Genomic DNA, 15,739 nt, shown 5'->3' with positions numbered 1-15,739 from the left:
TAAACCCATTTTTCCTCTAACAAACAAAACAAGCCGATTTCTCGGCTTGTACTTGTAAATCTATGGTCAAGCATAATACGGGACTAACAGAAAATAAGCGGCGACAGCAACTAACCCAAGTGCGATAGACCAGGAGCCCAAAGCTCTGTTGCCAAAAAAGAACGCGATCACGCCCAGGATCATGCCTGAGATGCCCAACAAAACCGGCCATACAAAGAGAGATGCCAGCGCAACGAACAGGGCGATATAGCCGACTGCTTTATTGCTCCTTACCGAATCTACCAACTCGGCGACCTCTTCATCGCCTACTTCCTGCGTGCGAGAAGCGGTTTCCTTAGTTTTGGCAGATCGATACTGATCGGCGTAGGTAATTTTCCGCACTGGTGCAGTAATTTCCGCCGCATACTCTTCTTTGTTGTTTAAACCGCTCTCGATGCGGAGCTGATCATGTTGGTAACGTTCCTTCTTGGCTTTGCCCGATGAAACGTCGTCTTTTTTCATGTTGCCTCCATGTTGCTTGAAGCTATTTGTTTTTTTTGGGTTCAAACGTGTGGCAGCAAGTGCTGGCTGCTTTTTTTGCAGTATCTTGGTGTTCCGTATCAAACGACTCACCGGCAAATTCTACGTTATAATTTGCGTTCGCATGTTGATCCACTTCGATCATAATCGTACCTGCGCTGCAGTTGTTGCCTTGCGCCCAGTATTCGCAATCGGCAACTGCACATTTCACATCCGGCATAATGATCACCCCTTTAACAATTTGCCCGCAGCCGGGGTGACCTATTCTTAATTAAGTTTGTTAGATAGCACCAAGAACATCGCTTGCGACCATAAAAGCGGTAATGCCGGTTCTCCCCATTTTGAGAGCCATTCTTCGTAAACGGCAGGATTTCGGAGGTTGTCCGCAACCTGTTCAGGTAGTCTTCCAAGGGGATCCGCTTTGCTTATGATCCATTCCAGGCAGCGCATCGCCTCATCACGATCGCCGGTTTCAGCCTTCAGCCACCCATACCATGCGGTCAGAAGCAGCCACTCTCCGCCACCGTAATAACGATCTGCCGGGTATCGCTGAATACCGCCGTGCTTCAAATCATGTTCAATGGCTTGCACGGTCTGCTGCATGATCGGATCTGTTGGTTTCAAAACACCGAAAGGAACGCCAAGCCATAACAAGCTTGCATCAACATCCGGCAAAACCGGCTGCCACACTTCATTTACACATTGAATAGATTTAACAAGGCGTCCTTCCTTGACCGCATGTTCGAGGATAAATTGCCGAATCTGTTCGGCTCTTTCTAACAAAGGCTGACGCTGCTCCAGTTCACCTAAAGCTTTAAGTCCTCCATATACACAGGCTAACGTTGCAGGATGAACATAGTCAGGAAATTCTTCCCAGCAGTCGAAATTGGGGTAATGCCAGAACGTCATCAAGTAATCAACCGTAATTTCGATACTCTCTCTTAGTTCCTGAAGCAAGGAGTGATCGCCAGTAGCGCGGACATGCTCCGCCAAACCCCATAGCCATGTTCCGTATCCATCCAGTTGAAAGTGTCCCCATTCCGATTGATCTTCTCTGCCGTCGAGATGGTACCTGGTCCCCAGAAATTCCCCACGGTCAATCCATTCCTTTCGTTCATGCTTGCCGATAAGCATGTCCACTGTGCTTCTCTTATCCTTCAGCACACGGTGTACCCAGCGATAAAATTGTTCGGCGCTTTCGCTCTGATGAGACTGATCCATCGCATAGGCGATAAATGTGCCATCCCGGAGCCAACTGTATGTATAGTGGGTGAATAACGGAGATGCAGCATATCCCCCGCGAGGGTGCTGGTTCAATTTAATAATAGATATACAATTAGCTGTTAACTGGTCGCGATCCATGATACTGCACACCTCCTAAATGAAAAGAGATGCAACTGTTGTCGCATCCCTTAATTGTCATTTTGTCTTTAAATAGAATCTATTATACCTTTTCGCCCTGCATGCGGCGTTGAGTGATGTAGTCTGTCTCATAATAAGCCAAATCCTCACGAAGCTCTTCGAATACTTTGGAAAGCTCGATCGTCAGATCGCGCACTTCGCGCGAAGGCTTTTTGCGGAAACGAATCGCATCCTGACCTGTGTAGGCATATCTGCCATCTTCTGAATAGCATTCATTTTTAGGATAGAAAAATGTATTGACGCATGTATGATACACTTCATACAACACTTTTTCGGAAAAATCCACGTTAAACGTCGGACGTCGCAAGCAAACGCCCAGTTTCTCATAAGCGACTTCACAAAATACAAGCAGATGGCGTGTATCTTGCAGATAGCCTCTGTAAAACTCATCCATTGCCGGGTCATTCTCCACATTTAACTGTGCGAGCGAATGTTGATTCAGAAACAGCTCCATTTTGGCAGTAGTTTCTTTTAGTTTAATACGGGTAGAATCACAAATATTTTTGACATTAAAAACAGCCATGCATGAAGACCTCCTCTAATTGCGCTATTCCTATCCTACCATAAAATAGCCTGAAAAGGTATAAGCAAAACTCCAGTCGGGATGCATAAAACAAACCTCCGCGCCTAACCCTACTTCAAGAGATATTTTTTTGATGCTAATAAAGAAGTATTGCTTGGATAAAATGCGAGGAGGCCTATTCATGTGGCGTTATGTATGTTCTTTTTTTCTCGTTTTGGGCTTAGGTATTTTCCTGCTGGCAGATCGGCCTAACCGAAATACAACACCTGGACCTGAAATCTATAACGTGAAGTATGAAATGGCAAGCAAGCAGTCGCTCCTGGATCAGGATGTGAAGCTGACCGATGATTTGTGCAGAAGCCAATGCTCCCTTGATTTCACGAATATGATCGGACAAATCGAGGCCGGCGGGCCAGTGGATCAGGTTTTGAAGGCAATGAAGTCTGAACATGAGAAAATGGACGTTTTGGTGTGGTCCAAAAGAAACCAACCTCTGGAGCAAGGTATTCAAGCCGGTGAATTTCAAACGCCTTATAAGGATCAGGCCGCTTCATACATGAAAGAAGCAAAAACAGCTGTAGAAGCAGGAAAGCACTATCAATCACCCAAATTCGGCCAAGGCCAACAAGCGTATTTCGTGATAGGAGTACCGTCGGAGAAAGCAGACGGTTCACTTGTTGGCATCATTCATCAGGACATCCTGCATCAAGTTGCTGACCATCAGCGCAAAAATTTACGGCTAGAACCCTATCCTAATGAAAATCGTTGGAAAGTCGAGTCCGTAGATACAAACACATTAAAAGATAAAGTCGTCGATCATCCGGAAGACAATCAAGGGACGAGCCATTATAACCAAAATGAGGTTGTCGTTCGTTTTAAACAAAACCCTACAGATGATCAGCTTGCTCAAATCAAAAATGAGATCAAAGCTAATTCCGTACAAAAATTAGGATATACGTACGTATTTCGTACGGATGGCATGGAAGCGAAGCAGTTAATGACCTACTTCAATAAGTGGAATGTCGCTTATGTAGAACCTCACTTTTTATATTTAACAAACAGCTGGTTTGATGACGACAATGATGATTACGGTGATTCGAATGGGGATGCGAACCCAACCGAAACGGCGCCAATCAGTCAGAATTTTACGCCGAATGACAATTTGTTCAGCAGATATCAATGGAACTTGCCATTAATAGAAACTGTTCAAGGCTGGCAAGTGAATCGCGGGGCCGAAGATGTCGTCGTTGCAGTTGTCGATACTGGGGTGGATTTGGAACATCCGGATCTGAAAGACAATCTTTTGTCGGGTTACAATGTCATTAGCGGTACAGATTCGCCGCAGGACGATGTCGGACACGGCACGCACGTCGCGGGGGTTATCTCCGCACTTGTCAATAACAGTCTAGGTGTCGCTGGGATGACTTGGTATAACAAGGTGCTTCCCATTAAAGTTCTTGATCAAACGGGGGCCGGCAGCACCTATGCAGTCGCCCAAGGGATCATCTGGGCTGCAGATCACGGAGCCAAAGTGATGAACCTCAGCCTAGGCAACTACGCGGATTCCAGCTTCCTCCATGACGCGATCAAATATGCCTATGATAAGGATGTCGCGCTTATCGCCGCAAGCGGCAATGATAATACGGAGCAACCCGGCTTCCCTGCGGCATACCCGGAAGTATTTGCCGTCGCTGCATCGGATTCGGAAAATAATAAAGCGCCATTTTCCAACTATGGCGACTACATTGATGTAGCTGCGCCCGGAGTAAGTATTGCAAGCACGTATCCCAACAATCAATATGCCGCATTATCAGGAACATCCATGGCTAGCCCGCATGTGACTGCCTTGGCGGCATTGATACGCTCAACGAATCCAATGCTTAAAAATACCGAAGTTTACGAGATAATAAGACAATCGGCCCAAGATTTAGGTTCCCCGGGCAAAGATAAGTACTTCGGGTTCGGGTTGATTGATGTTGTTAGAGCGGTTCAGGCGGCTGAACAAACCAAAAGTTTCAATTCCTATGCACAGCCGAATACTTCGGCTCAGAGATAAAAGAAACGCCGTCCCTAGAGGATGGCGTTTTTGCTCGCGTAAAATTCGCGAACAATCTCCTCAAAAATGGGAAGTAATGTTTTGCACGGCGAACACCATGGAGCATCAAAATCAACAAGGGTAACGCCTTGAGTACGGATGAGGTTTTTAAACGCTCCCCCAGTGGCGGAAATAATGGCCATCTACTTCACATCTCTCAGGAAGCTCAGACTCTTTTTCAGCAATCTGATAAGCTGTTTGCTGTCTTCTTCACCTAGGTGAGCCGCCAGCTCTTTGAACACATCAAAAAAATGAGCTTCCGTTGATTTTATTTGCTCCTCACCTTTCGGTGTTACCCGTACAAGAACGATCCTGCGATCGTCCGGATCCGGCATGCGCTCAAGGAAACCGCCCTCTTCAAGAGCATCAACTAAATGAGTGGCTCCTGCCGGGGTCATCTGCAAAGATTTGCTCAGTTCGGAAATTTTAATCCCAGTAGAATTTGGTCCAGCGTAGTAGGATACTGTTGTAAGCAGTGTAAATTCGCTTTGTCTAAGACCTTGAAAAGACCGGCTTTTGCTGCTTGCTCTTGATAGTTGACCAAAAGTACGTGCTAATTCTTGAACTAGGAAAGTGGAATCGCCCTGACACTCAAATTCATTCATGAGAAAACCTCCTTTTATTTTAGCACATAAACTTTACTTACTAAATATTTATTAAATATATTATTTACTAACTAAAATAAAAAGTCAAGAAAAATGAAATACCCGCAAGGCGAGAAGCCTTGCGGGTAACCGACAGAATGGAAAGTTTGCCGTAAGCCGGGTTCTGTACTTCCAGTGGTCATAACGGGCGTCTATTTCCCTGCCACCATTGAAGCGACAATCATCTATCTAGGCCGTACATTGCTGCACGGCTCAAGCGACCAACCCGAACGCGTCTCGGGCAAAGACTGCCGCTGCGAGAGCGGCCTGCGTTCCTCTAGGTCTTGCTCCAAGTGGGGTTTACCAGGATCTATGTCACCATAGAACCTCGTGGTCTCTTACACCACGGTTCCACCCTTGCCTGTGCGCTTATTAAGCGCCATCGGCGGTCCGTTTCTGTGGCACTATCCTTCAACTCGCGTTGACTGGACGTTATCCAGCACCCTGCCCTATGGAGCCCGGACTTTCCTCTCGCGTGTCACCACGCCAGCGATTGTCTGTCAAACTTTCCGTTGCATTTGCTAGTATACAAGGATTGTCCGCGAAATACAACTACTGATCGCTTCCTCATTTTCCAGCGGAAAGAACTTGATCAGATTTATAGAAATTGAAATGGCTCCGTGTTCACCACGGACGCGATCACTTGTGTGTCCGTCTTCGCCAGCTGCGCGGCGAGATAATCGGCCACGCCGCGTATCATAATCTTCTCGACATTGTGCCCTACGTCGAGCAAAGCAATCCCCGCTGCCAACGCATCGTGCGCGGTATGGTAATCGATGTCGCCGGTGACCAGCACATCGGCGCCGGCAAACATGGCGTGCCGCATATAGCGGCCGCCGGATCCGCCCAGCACGGCCACCTTGCGGACGGGCCGTGCCAAATCGCCGACGACGCGCACCGCCGGCACGTCGAACACCCGCTTCGCGAGCTCCGTCAGCTCGCGGAGCGTCATGGCCGCAGGCAGTTTGCCTGCGCGGCCGAGCCCGAACACTCTACCCTTGAGATCCATCGGGTAGAGGTCATAGGCCACCTCCTCGTAGGGGTGGGCCTTCAACATCGCCTGAACCGCCTTGCGCTGCACGCTGGCGGTTACGATCGTCTCCACGCGAACTTCCTGTACGCGTTCGAGTTTGCCCGCTTCCCCGATATGCGGCTGAGTCCCTTCCTGCGGCAGGAACGTGCCCGTGCCGGGGATGTTGAAGCTGCAATGGCTGTACTGCCCGATCCACCCCGCTCCCGCGGCGAATAGGGCATCCAGCACCTGCTGATGGTGCGTCTCAGGCACGAAGACTACAAGTTTTTGCAGCTTCTCCGTATGCACATCTTCGAGATGCGTCAGCTCAGTTAATCCGAGTGCCACTGCCATCATGTCGTTGATGCCGCCTTCCGCGACGTCCAGGTTTGTATGAGCGATATAAACAGCAATATCGTGCTTGATTAGCTTTTCATAAAGACGGCCAGCCGGCGTGTCGGTTTGAAGATGTGCAAGCGGACGGAAAATAATCGCGTGATGGGCGATAATGAGATTCGCTCCGATGCGAATGGCTTCTTCCACGACTTCGTCTGTCACGTCAAGCGCCACGAGCACCTTTCGGATTTCTTTTTGCAAGGAGCCGAGCTGCAAGCCGATTTTATCATCCGGCATTGCATAATGCTTAGGTGCAAGCTGTTCAAATAATTGAATTACGGTTTGACCTTTTGCAAACAAGCGAGCACCTCCTTGATCTCCCGAATTTCTTCGGCAATTTGTTCAGCCTTCGCCTTGGAAGCTTCAGCCGAAGAGCGAGATAGTTGTGCCTCAATCATCGCAAGCTTCTCCAGCTCGCTTTCCCATTTGCGAAACCAAACCTCCGGGGCTTCTTCCAACAAATAAGGTCCCATTTGCAGGAGACGGGCTTTGTCTACGACCTTGCCGCCATGCAAACGCCTATCCTGATACAAGGCTTGGAACGGACCCGCCATAACGCCTTCCGCAGGAACGGCAGTCAATATTTCATAGATCTTGCCGTCTTCCTCCAAAATCGCCTCAGACTCAACGAACCATCCATGCTCATCCAACCAACGACGTACTTGATCCTCACCAACATTCGGCTGCAAAATCAAATGTTTCACGCCGCGCAGCTTGTGCTTGCCAGCTTCCAAAATACTGGCAATCAGGTTTCCGCCCATGCCGGCGATCGTAATTACTTCTGCTTCGCCCGGTTCAATGACAGCGAGCCCATTACCTGATCGAACACTAATTTTACTTGACAATCCGCATTCCAAAACCTGCCTGGTCGCAGCCTCAAAAGGCCCAGGATTTACTTCACCGGCTACCGCGTATACAACAATACCTTTTTGGACCAAGTAAGTCGGAAGGAGCGCATGATCTGAACCGATATCGGCGAGTCGGGACCCTTTAGGTACTCGGTCTGCAATCATTTGAAGTCTTTTTGATAATTTCACCATGTTACATTACCCACTCTACCCATTTTTTACGAAACAAAAATAACGCTATTCCCGCTGATACCAGCTTACCTGTAAACGACAATTGGATCAATCTGGAGCTCATATCTACATCAACTAGAAACGTAATTGCTTCTGGAGCGAACCAAACCAGTCCACCTACCAATAATAATATACTTGCAGACTGCTTATTGGTATGATGCACAAGCCATGCGATCCATATAAGTACTATACTAACGGGAATCCAACTAATTTCAAGCAAGAACCAGCCGGGATTGTCCAGTTTACGCATCAAAAACCAGCCATACGTGCCAACAAGCCCGATCCAGCCGCAAAATTGAAAGATCCCCATTCGAGCCGCCAGCCCATTGATGAGCCAAACCAAGCTGCAGAGGGCTACATAACCGACATAGGCATAAGATGAACTCACTTCATACAAGTGCAACAAGTAAAGACCAATAAAAATCATTGCCATCGAAGCAAGCCCACAAAGTAAGCAGCTGACGATAGGTGATTTATTGTATTGACGATATCCAAGCACATAACAAATTACGACAAAAAGAGTGGAAATTCCAATTTGCATTGGCATTCCAAAAGAGTTAAAATTAAGAGCAGATAAGGCTAAAGCGGCAATGATCGCCATGACGACTATCCATATTTTCCAATTACTGTTCGCTACTGAGGACGCAGAAACTCCCATCAACGATTTTGGTTTTTCCATTCCTTCGTCTAAATATAAATTCATCAAGAAATCACAATAATGTTCGGGCAACAGCCTGCTTCTCCGCCAATGCTCGATTTCTTTTACTATTATTTTCCTTTTTTCGGTATCCATTAGTTCGCTCACCTTCCTAGCTACTTTATCGGTGAATTTGGCTGAACGCATTAGTATGAATTGGAGAAACTGACACAAAAAGACCCCACCACGTCGATGGGGCAGGGCCTTCTCACTTATTCCAAGAAATCCTTTAATCGTTTGCTTCGACTCGGGTGTCTTAGTTTACGGAGCGCTTTGGCCTCAATTTGACGAATCCGTTCTCGAGTCACGCCAAATACTTTGCCTACTTCTTCAAGCGTCCGCGTGCGTCCGTCATCCAGTCCAAAACGTAAGCGGAGTACATTTTCTTCTCGCTCGGTCAACGTATCCAGAACATCCTCAAGCTGTTCTTTCAGAAGTTCATATGCCGCGGCATCCGCTGGCGCTAAAGCTTCTTGATCTTCAATAAAGTCTCCCAAGTGGGAATCGTCCTCTTCACCAATCGGCGTTTCAAGGGATACCGGCTCTTGTGCGATCTTCATGATCTCACGTACTTTATCCGTGCTGAGATCCATTTCTTTCGCAATTTCCTCCGGTGTAGGTTCGCGCCCCAGTTCTTGCAGCAATTGACGGGAAACCCGAATCAACTTGTTAATCGTCTCAACCATATGTACCGGTATACGAATTGTTCTCGCTTGGTCTGCAATTGCGCGAGTAATCGCTTGACGAATCCACCAAGTTGCATACGTACTGAACTTGTAACCCTTGGTGTGATCGAACTTTTCTACAGCTTTAATAAGCCCCATGTTGCCTTCTTGAATTAAATCCAGGAACAGCATGCCACGACCCACATAACGCTTCGCGATGCTGACTACGAGTCTTAGGTTAGCCTCTGCTAAGCGTCTTTTTGCTTCTTCATCGCCATTCTCAATCCGTTTGGCCAAATCGACTTCATCTTCCGCAGAAAGAAGCGGTACACGACCAATTTCCTTCAAATACATCCGAACAGGATCATTAATTTTAATGCCCGGCGGCAAAGCCAGATCATCATCGAAATTGAATTCATCGTGTTCTTGCTCATCAGGATTAATTGACATCTCGTCGTCCGATTCGTTCCCTACATCGATGCCATGCTCAGAAAGCTGTTCGAAAAATTCATCGATTTGCTCCGGGTCCTGATCGAAGGGGGCCAATTTCTCCATAATATCCTTGTAAGTCAGTGAGGACCGCTTCTTACCCTGCTCGATTAGCTGGTCTTTCACCTGTTCCAGGGTTAATTCTGTCTCTAGTTCTGTACGCTGATCATTCGCCATAGTACGGACTCCCTCCTCCCTACAAATAAGTGTCTCCAGTTGACTATAATTGCTTACGTAGGGCCATAATCTCAATTGCTAACTGAACTGCTTTCTTCGTATCGCCCGCTCTGTCAGCTATCATGCTTTGTTCAGTCATGCGGGCAATTTCTTGTGTAATCGAATATTTCTTGATTTCACTGATGTAATCATCGACGATTCGATTACTGCTAACGTGACCAGCTCCAATATCTGCAATAGAACTGGCTAAGCTCTCCAACTTTCCATCTTGAAGCATTAACATATATCGGCTTACGTCGGGCTCCATATTGTCTTCAAAAAAAGAATATAGATAAGCAGCTAATACTGCATGAGCTTCGAAATTAAATTGATCGCCTAATTGCTCTTCAACATACTTGCATACTTCACGGTCTTGCATCATAGCCGCAAGTAACAATCGCTCAGACTTTTGATATTTGTCGAGAATAGGATCTCGCGATCTTCCAGCTGGTCTCCCATTATTCATAACATTATTCCACAGAAATGGTTTATTATCCCCGTCTGATCGGTTTTTTTCCGATTGCAGCAAGATTTCATGAAGATCCAGCTTCATCGACTCATAAGACGAATCCGGAAATTCCGAAGCAAGCTGCTTCAAATAATGTTCACGTTCCATAGGTGAATGGAGATCAGCAATCATCTTTACTGCGGCTTGCAAATAACGGAGTCGGTCACCGTCCTCGTGCAGCTTGAAGTTTTTACGAATGTATAAAAGCTTATATTTCATCGACGGTACGGCAGGTTCAATAATCTCCCGTACAAATCGGTCAAAACCGTAAGTACTTACATATTCATCAGGATCCTTACCATCCGGCAGCATCGCTACGGTTACTTGACAGCCAGCCTCTTCTAACAGAGGTATGCTTTTGAATGCGGCGGATTGTCCGGCATTGTCGCCGTCATAACATACGACGATTCTGTCCGCATTGCGGTTTAATAACGCCGCATGTTCTTTCGTCAAGGCTGTACCCATCGTGGCGATACCATTGCTGACGCCTGCCTCCCATGCTTTGATTACATCCACATAGCCTTCAAATAGAACAGCTTGTTGAAGCTTACGCATATGAGGTCTAGCTTGATGCATGTTGTATACTGTCCGGCTTTTATTGAACAGCATAGATTCCGGACTATTTAAGTATTTGGGCTGTGCATCACCCATCGATCTTCCACCGAACGCGATAGTCTTACCCGTCGGATCGCATATCGGGAACATGATGCGGTCCCGGAATTTGTCCACATACCCGCTGCCTTCGTGTCTGGCGGAAATGAGCCCGCCTTTCTCCATCAGCGGCAACGAGAATCCCCGTTTTTCCAGCTGTTGAACGAGTGTGTCCCACATGGTTGGCGCGTAACCGATTTGAAACGTATCGATCAGCTTATCCGATATTCCCCGTGAGACCAGATAGCCTTTGGCCATTTTACCTTGCTCTGTGTTGCCTAATATATAATGATACAACTTTGCAGCAAAATCATAAGCTTTCAGCAGATTGGCTTTCTCAAGCTGCTGTTCGCTCTGCTCCTCCGTTGCTTCTTCCCAAGTGATAGGCATGTCAACCTCTTCAGCCAGCTTGGTCACGGCTTCAGAGAAACTAAGACCTTCGATTTCCATCAAAAAACGTATAACATTTCCGCCAGCCCCGCAACCAAAACAGCGATATATCTGCTTTTCCGGTGTGACGGTGAAAGATGGGCTTTTCTCAGAATGGAAGGGGCATAGACCCTTCATATAATGGCCTTGCTTACTTAAATGGACATGCCTGCCAATGACATCAACGATATCATGGCGCTTGAGGACAGCCTCGATGACCTCTTCAGGTATGCGTCCGTACCTCATGTTCGTTCCACCTACAATTCAAGTCAGCGTTTCCGACTCATTACTATTCGCTACTCTTTTTCAATTTCCTGCAATCGAATCAAAAGTTTTGTCAATCCTTGTAGAAAATATTGCCGATCCGCTTCGGTAAAGGGTCTTGGCCCCTTGCCGTGCTTACCGCTTCGGCGCATTTTGGCGGAAGTATGCCGACGATCCAAAAGAAAGTCAATCGTACTATCGGTATATTGCTGCCCCCGGTTAGTTAAACAAATCGAACCTTTGGCCAATCCCAGAGCGGCAAGTCCGAAGTCCTGCGTCACCAGAATATCACCCTTGTGAATATGATTGGCGATATACAAATCGACAGATTGATCGGACCGATCGACCTGTACAACTTTGACGTCTGTACTTTCCTTCATTCGGTGATCGAAGGAAGCAACTAGTATGACTTGAACACCGAATTGTTTGCCCGCCTGCTCAATCTCGGCTTTAACAGGACAAGCATCGGCATCGACGATAATAGTTCTCGCTCGCATCTTCCATAGCCCCCGATGCTCTGTCGGAATCTCACCGTAATATTATATACGATGGACTTGCAAAAAATCCTGCTAGGATAAAGATAAAACTCTACTAATGCAAGTTAAAAAAGTCCGCTTTCAGAACCGAGAAGGTTGAACGTTATATGGAGAAGGAGGAACGGAGCGTAGTGATTTGCTACGTGAGTACTGGACTTCCCGTATTCGTTCAAGATTCAACGTCGAATCATTCCCTGAACAGCATCGTTATGAAAGTGGACTTACTGGATTCGCTCGATATGATCCATGATAAGGCTAGCCGTCTCCTCAACGGCCCGGTTCGAGACATCGAAGATGACGCAGCCGATTTTACTCATAATTTTGTCGGCAAATGCCAGTTCTATCTTAATACGTTCTACATTGGCATAGGTTGCATTTTCTGCAAGTCCGAGCGTACGCAGACGTTCCTGCCGGATTACATTCAATTTATCCGGATCAATTCGAAGACCGATAATCTTTTCTTTGGGTACCGAATAAATAGCCGCGGGCGGCTGCATTTCCGGCACAAGCGGCACATTGGCCACTTTGAATCGCTTATGCGCCAAGTACATGGATAACGGGGTTTTCGAGGTGCGTGAGACACCAAGCAGGATGATGTCGGCCTTTTGGATACCGCTAAAATCCCGACCGTCATCGTACTTAACTGCAAACTCAACGGCTTCGACTTTTTTGAAATAATCCTCGTCCAGCGGATGAATCATTCCAGGCTGTCTTCGCGGCTCCTGCTGCAGTGCTTGCCCTAAAGTTGATACGATAGGTCCAAGCAAATCAATGTAAGGAATTCCGTATTCATTCGACTTTTGAATCAAATCGTCACGCAACTCAGGAATAACTAAGGTAAACACGATTATTCCCCCTTGAACACGGGCCGTATTCAGCACTTTATCAATGCCTTCGCGATCATGAATGAAAGGGACACGGACAATTTCTAAATGTGCAGGGTAAAATTGCATTGCAGCGGCACGTACAACAGATTCCCCTGTTTCTCCTACCGAATCTGAGACAACATATACGCGGGTTGGCGATTGATGGTCCATCATATCCCTGCTCTCCTTTCAATAAGTGCGTCCCATTAGTCATAAGTATGTACGCCATGCAAGAACAGAACGAAAGCACAAAAAAACTCACCAATATGCATGCAGCAGAATGGCGAGACGTTTTCAACAAATCATATCAAAGCGAAATCCACATGTCAATAAATCAGAAAGGTCAAATATTATATTTCTCCATTTGCTCAATAAATCCTCTTGCTTTCCACTGAATACCAACGTGAACGTCCATATAAGCACGCAGGCATTGCTTCAGCTGCGCTTTCGTTTCTTCCTTGACTTTAATGGTGCCAAGCCTCCGCATATCCATTCTAGGGAACAACTTAAGCAGCTTCAATGCACCTTCTCCTATGGGTATGGCAACCGGATCTTTATGCCGACAGCGCGCACACAATATCCCTCCCATTGCAGGACTAAAGGCTGTAATCGGAGATTCAGCTCCGCAAGAAACACAGGCATCTGTTACGGGCAAATACCCTGCCAAATCAAACATTTTCATCTCATACAGATGAACGACGATTTGCATGTCTTTGCCCTCTTCAATCGCAGCGAGACCGGCCTTCACTTGCTCGAACAAATAGGAGCTTCCCTCTTCATCACCCAGCATTTTATCCGTCAGCTCGACTAAATAAGAAGCATAGGCGGACATATATAAATCCTCACGCAAAGCGTGGTGCGCCTCAATAATTTCGGCACTATTCAGCGTACCCATTTGACCGCTTTGTTTGAAAAACACAAAATCGCCGTACGTAAAAAGCTGCGTTACGGCGGCATGTCTGCTTTTCATTTTTTTGGCTCCCCGAGCCATGATACTGACTTTGCCAAGCTCGGGTGTGAACAGACTTATAATTTTGTTCCCCTCTCCGTAGTCCATACTACGAAGCACGATTCCTTGTACGCTGCGCAGCAATTAACGTCCCCCATGAATGCCGCTTAGAACTAATGAAAGCCATCCAGCCCTTCCAGCGGCTCTTCGTTACTTTGATCCTCTTCCTGTATATCTGTCTCCATGCCTGGCTGAGCAGAGACTTGTTTATACAGCAGATAGGCATCTACATCACCGGTCTTTGAAAAATACTTCCACGAAAAGTCTTTCATGTGCAGCATCCTCCCCATCGCTCGTGATACGTATAGGATGGTTCGGAGGAGGCTAATCTATGCCTTGCAATAACTGGTACGAATAAACCGTTATTACTCGTGGCGGAATCCGAGATCACGCAGAACACGCTCTTGGTTGCGCCAATCTTTTTTGACTTTTACCCAAAGTTCCAGAAAAGTTTTGGAGCCCAGCAGCGCCTCAATATCCTGTCTGGCTTGTTTGCCGATCTCTTTGAGCAAGCTGCCCTGCTTGCCGATGATAATTCCTTTTTGCGAATCGCGTTCAACGAAAATAACGGCCGAAATGCGAACAAGACCGTTTTCCTCCACCCGCATGTCTTCAATTTGAACGGCAATCGAGTGTGGAATTTCCTCACGCGTTAGGTGAAGAATTTTCTCACGGACGAGCTCAGCGCATACGAATTGTTCCGGGTGGTCCGTAATTTGGTCAGCCGGGTAATACTGCGGTCCTTCCGGTAAGTATCGGATGATTTGCTCCAGCAGCGTTGTCACATTATTGCCCTTTAGAGCGGAAATCGGCACAATTTCAGCAAAATTGTACAAATCTTTGTAGCTCACGATAATAGGCAGCAGCTCTTCAGGATGTACGCGGTCTATTTTGTTAAGTACGAGGATGACCGGTGTTTCTACATGTTTAAGCTGTTCGATGATATATCGGTCCCCGCCGCCCAAACCTTCTGCTACGTCGACTAGAAAGAGAATCGCGTCAACCTCGCCAAGCGTGCTGTGTGCAACTTTGCTCATGTAATCGCCCAACTTGGATGTCGGCTTATGAATGCCTGGTGTATCCAGAAAAACGATCTGACCGTTATCCGATGTGTAAACGCCATGTATCTTATTCCGTGTTGTCTGCGGCTTGTCCGACATAATGGCTATCTTTTGGCCGATGATCTGGTTCATCAGCGTCGATTTCCCTACATTCGGACGTCCGATAATCGCGACAAAGCCTGATTTAAACTCCTTGTTAGTCACTACTTTTCCTCCATTGAATGCAAATCTTTGGTTGTAAATGCTCCAGGCAATAAATCTGCAACTGTCGTTTGAACGAAGTCACCTTTAAGATTTCCTAAATAAACAGGCATATCCGGCTTACATAACTCTATCAAAACTTGTCGGCAAACGCCACAAGGAGAAATCGGTCCTTCCGTATCACCCATAACGGCAATTGCATGAAAAGAACCTGCCTGGTTCCCGTCCGCGATTGCCCGAAATAACGCGGTCCGCTCGGCGCAATTCGTTGGCCCGTAGGCGGCATTTTCGACATTGCAGCCATGGTGCACATGACCGTCGGCCCCAAGCAGCGCAGCTCCAACTTGAAATTTTGAATAAGGTACATAAGCTTTTTTCATTGCTTCTCTAGCATGTTGAATAAGTTCTTTTGGATCCATAGACTTCGTCCCTTCTTGATTATTATTGCTTAAAATAA

General features: G+C 46.8%; 18 protein-coding genes and 1 other RNA gene. 1 reads left to right on the top strand and 18 read right to left on the bottom strand.

Annotated elements, in window-relative coordinates; translation table 11 throughout:
* Positions 1–66: 66 nt before the first annotated feature.
* The 4 genes from ICC18_RS03180 to ICC18_RS03165 all read right to left on the bottom strand — a co-directional run bounded on the left by ICC18_RS03180 (position 67) and on the right by ICC18_RS03165 (position 2,464).
* A complete protein-coding gene (locus ICC18_RS03180) occupies positions 67–501 on the bottom strand; it encodes a hypothetical protein (RefSeq protein WP_188172913.1) in 435 nt (144 codons plus the stop codon).
* A 22-nt stretch (positions 502–523) separates the two neighbouring features.
* Entirely contained in the window at positions 524–739 is a 216-nt protein-coding gene (locus ICC18_RS03175; protein ID WP_188172912.1) for a DUF1540 domain-containing protein, read from the bottom strand.
* Positions 740–786: 47 nt separating this feature from the next.
* Entirely contained in the window at positions 787–1,881 is a 1,095-nt protein-coding gene (locus tag ICC18_RS03170; RefSeq protein ID WP_188172911.1) for a glycoside hydrolase family 15 protein, read from the bottom strand.
* A gap of 82 nt (positions 1,882–1,963) precedes the next feature.
* Positions 1,964–2,464, bottom strand: coding sequence for a YpuI family protein (locus ICC18_RS03165; RefSeq protein WP_188172910.1), 501 nt, complete (start codon positions 2,462–2,464; stop codon positions 1,964–1,966).
* 181 nt (positions 2,465–2,645) lie between these two features.
* Between ICC18_RS03165 and ICC18_RS03160 the strand changes: the two genes are divergently transcribed.
* Positions 2,646–4,520 carry a S8 family peptidase gene (locus ICC18_RS03160; RefSeq protein ID WP_188172909.1) on the top strand — a complete coding sequence of 625 codons (1,875 nt, stop codon included), beginning with the start codon at positions 2,646–2,648 and terminating at the stop codon, positions 4,518–4,520.
* 14 nt (positions 4,521–4,534) lie between these two features.
* Here ICC18_RS03160 and ICC18_RS34705 read toward each other — a convergent pair whose 3' ends face one another.
* The 14 genes from ICC18_RS34705 to ICC18_RS03090 all read right to left on the bottom strand — a co-directional run bounded on the left by ICC18_RS34705 (position 4,535) and on the right by ICC18_RS03090 (position 15,737).
* Positions 4,535–4,702, bottom strand: coding sequence for a thioredoxin family protein (locus ICC18_RS34705; protein ID WP_188172908.1), 168 nt, complete (start codon positions 4,700–4,702; stop codon positions 4,535–4,537).
* Complete coding sequence (locus ICC18_RS03150; RefSeq protein WP_188172907.1) at positions 4,703–5,164, bottom strand: MarR family winged helix-turn-helix transcriptional regulator; 462 nt, start codon at positions 5,162–5,164, stop codon at positions 4,703–4,705. It abuts the gene before it with no gap.
* A gap of 137 nt (positions 5,165–5,301) precedes the next feature.
* Positions 5,302–5,712, bottom strand: an RNA gene (gene rnpB, locus ICC18_RS03145) — RNase P RNA component class A.
* Between the two features lie 89 nt (positions 5,713–5,801).
* Positions 5,802–6,911, bottom strand: a complete 1,110-nt coding sequence (locus ICC18_RS03140; RefSeq protein ID WP_188172906.1) for a Nif3-like dinuclear metal center hexameric protein — start codon at positions 6,909–6,911, stop codon at positions 5,802–5,804.
* Complete coding sequence (locus ICC18_RS03135) at positions 6,887–7,651, bottom strand: tRNA (adenine(22)-N(1))-methyltransferase (RefSeq protein WP_188172905.1); 765 nt, start codon at positions 7,649–7,651, stop codon at positions 6,887–6,889. Before ICC18_RS03135 ends, ICC18_RS03140 begins: the two co-directional genes overlap by 25 nt.
* A gap of 1 nt (position 7,652) precedes the next feature.
* Entirely contained in the window at positions 7,653–8,483 is an 831-nt protein-coding gene (locus tag ICC18_RS03130) for a hypothetical protein (protein ID WP_188172904.1), read from the bottom strand.
* A 116-nt stretch (positions 8,484–8,599) separates the two neighbouring features.
* Positions 8,600–9,718 carry an RNA polymerase sigma factor RpoD gene (rpoD, locus tag ICC18_RS03125; protein ID WP_188172903.1) on the bottom strand — a complete coding sequence of 373 codons (1,119 nt, stop codon included), beginning with the start codon at positions 9,716–9,718 and terminating at the stop codon, positions 8,600–8,602.
* A 43-nt stretch (positions 9,719–9,761) separates the two neighbouring features.
* Positions 9,762–11,591 carry a DNA primase gene (gene dnaG / locus ICC18_RS03120; protein ID WP_188172902.1) on the bottom strand — a complete coding sequence of 610 codons (1,830 nt, stop codon included), beginning with the start codon at positions 11,589–11,591 and terminating at the stop codon, positions 9,762–9,764.
* 50 nt (positions 11,592–11,641) lie between these two features.
* On the bottom strand, positions 11,642–12,106 hold the full coding sequence (locus ICC18_RS03115) for a YaiI/YqxD family protein (protein WP_188172901.1): 465 nt from the start codon (positions 12,104–12,106) through the stop codon (positions 11,642–11,644).
* 260 nt (positions 12,107–12,366) lie between these two features.
* Complete coding sequence (locus ICC18_RS03110) at positions 12,367–13,185, bottom strand: pyruvate, water dikinase regulatory protein (protein WP_223192267.1); 819 nt, start codon at positions 13,183–13,185, stop codon at positions 12,367–12,369.
* A 169-nt stretch (positions 13,186–13,354) separates the two neighbouring features.
* Complete coding sequence (gene recO, locus ICC18_RS03105; protein ID WP_188172900.1) at positions 13,355–14,104, bottom strand: DNA repair protein RecO; 750 nt, start codon at positions 14,102–14,104, stop codon at positions 13,355–13,357.
* A gap of 29 nt (positions 14,105–14,133) precedes the next feature.
* Positions 14,134–14,292 (bottom strand): YqzL family protein, encoded by a 159-nt coding sequence (locus tag ICC18_RS03100; RefSeq protein WP_188172899.1) that lies wholly within the window; start codon positions 14,290–14,292, stop codon positions 14,134–14,136.
* Between the two features lie 93 nt (positions 14,293–14,385).
* A complete protein-coding gene (gene era, locus ICC18_RS03095; protein WP_188172898.1) occupies positions 14,386–15,285 on the bottom strand; it encodes a GTPase Era in 900 nt (299 codons plus the stop codon).
* Positions 15,285–15,737 (bottom strand): cytidine deaminase, encoded by a 453-nt coding sequence (locus ICC18_RS03090; RefSeq protein WP_312029483.1) that lies wholly within the window; start codon positions 15,735–15,737, stop codon positions 15,285–15,287. Before ICC18_RS03090 ends, era begins: the two co-directional genes overlap by 1 nt.
* Between the last annotated feature and the right edge of the window lie 2 nt (positions 15,738–15,739).

This window comes from Paenibacillus sedimenti (genome assembly GCF_014534655.1).
In the GTDB taxonomy this organism is placed as follows: domain Bacteria; phylum Bacillota; class Bacilli; order Paenibacillales; family NBRC-103111; genus Paenibacillus_E; species Paenibacillus_E sedimenti.
This window is presented reverse-complemented; position numbering and strand designations above follow the sequence as displayed.

What these genes read in the sequence shown, in the direction of transcription:
- ICC18_RS03180 (WP_188172913.1), bottom strand. Translation starts at nt 501, where the DNA reads ATGAAAAAAGACGACGTTTCATCGGGCAAAGCCAAGAAGGAACGTTAC.
- ICC18_RS03115 (WP_188172901.1), bottom strand. Translation starts at nt 12,106, where the DNA reads ATGCGAGCGAGAACTATTATCGTCGATGCCGATGCTTGTCCTGTTAAA.
- ICC18_RS03100 (WP_188172899.1), bottom strand. Translation starts at nt 14,292, where the DNA reads ATGAAAGACTTTTCGTGGAAGTATTTTTCAAAGACCGGTGATGTAGAT.
- ICC18_RS03135 (WP_188172905.1), bottom strand. Translation starts at nt 7,651, where the DNA reads ATGGTGAAATTATCAAAAAGACTTCAAATGATTGCAGACCGAGTACCT.
- ICC18_RS03165 (WP_188172910.1), bottom strand. Translation starts at nt 2,464, where the DNA reads ATGGCTGTTTTTAATGTCAAAAATATTTGTGATTCTACCCGTATTAAA.
- rpoD (WP_188172903.1), bottom strand. Translation starts at nt 9,718, where the DNA reads ATGGCGAATGATCAGCGTACAGAACTAGAGACAGAATTAACCCTGGAA.
- ICC18_RS03160 (WP_188172909.1), top strand. Translation starts at nt 2,646, where the DNA reads ATGTGGCGTTATGTATGTTCTTTTTTTCTCGTTTTGGGCTTAGGTATT.
- ICC18_RS03150 (WP_188172907.1), bottom strand. Translation starts at nt 5,164, where the DNA reads ATGAATGAATTTGAGTGTCAGGGCGATTCCACTTTCCTAGTTCAAGAA.
- ICC18_RS03130 (WP_188172904.1), bottom strand. Translation starts at nt 8,483, where the DNA reads ATGGATACCGAAAAAAGGAAAATAATAGTAAAAGAAATCGAGCATTGG.
- dnaG (WP_188172902.1), bottom strand. Translation starts at nt 11,591, where the DNA reads ATGAGGTACGGACGCATACCTGAAGAGGTCATCGAGGCTGTCCTCAAG.
- ICC18_RS34705 (WP_188172908.1), bottom strand. Translation starts at nt 4,702, where the DNA reads ATGGCCATTATTTCCGCCACTGGGGGAGCGTTTAAAAACCTCATCCGT.
- ICC18_RS03110 (WP_223192267.1), bottom strand. Translation starts at nt 13,185, where the DNA reads ATGATGGACCATCAATCGCCAACCCGCGTATATGTTGTCTCAGATTCG.
- ICC18_RS03175 (WP_188172912.1), bottom strand. Translation starts at nt 739, where the DNA reads ATGCCGGATGTGAAATGTGCAGTTGCCGATTGCGAATACTGGGCGCAA.
- ICC18_RS03170 (WP_188172911.1), bottom strand. Translation starts at nt 1,881, where the DNA reads ATGGATCGCGACCAGTTAACAGCTAATTGTATATCTATTATTAAATTG.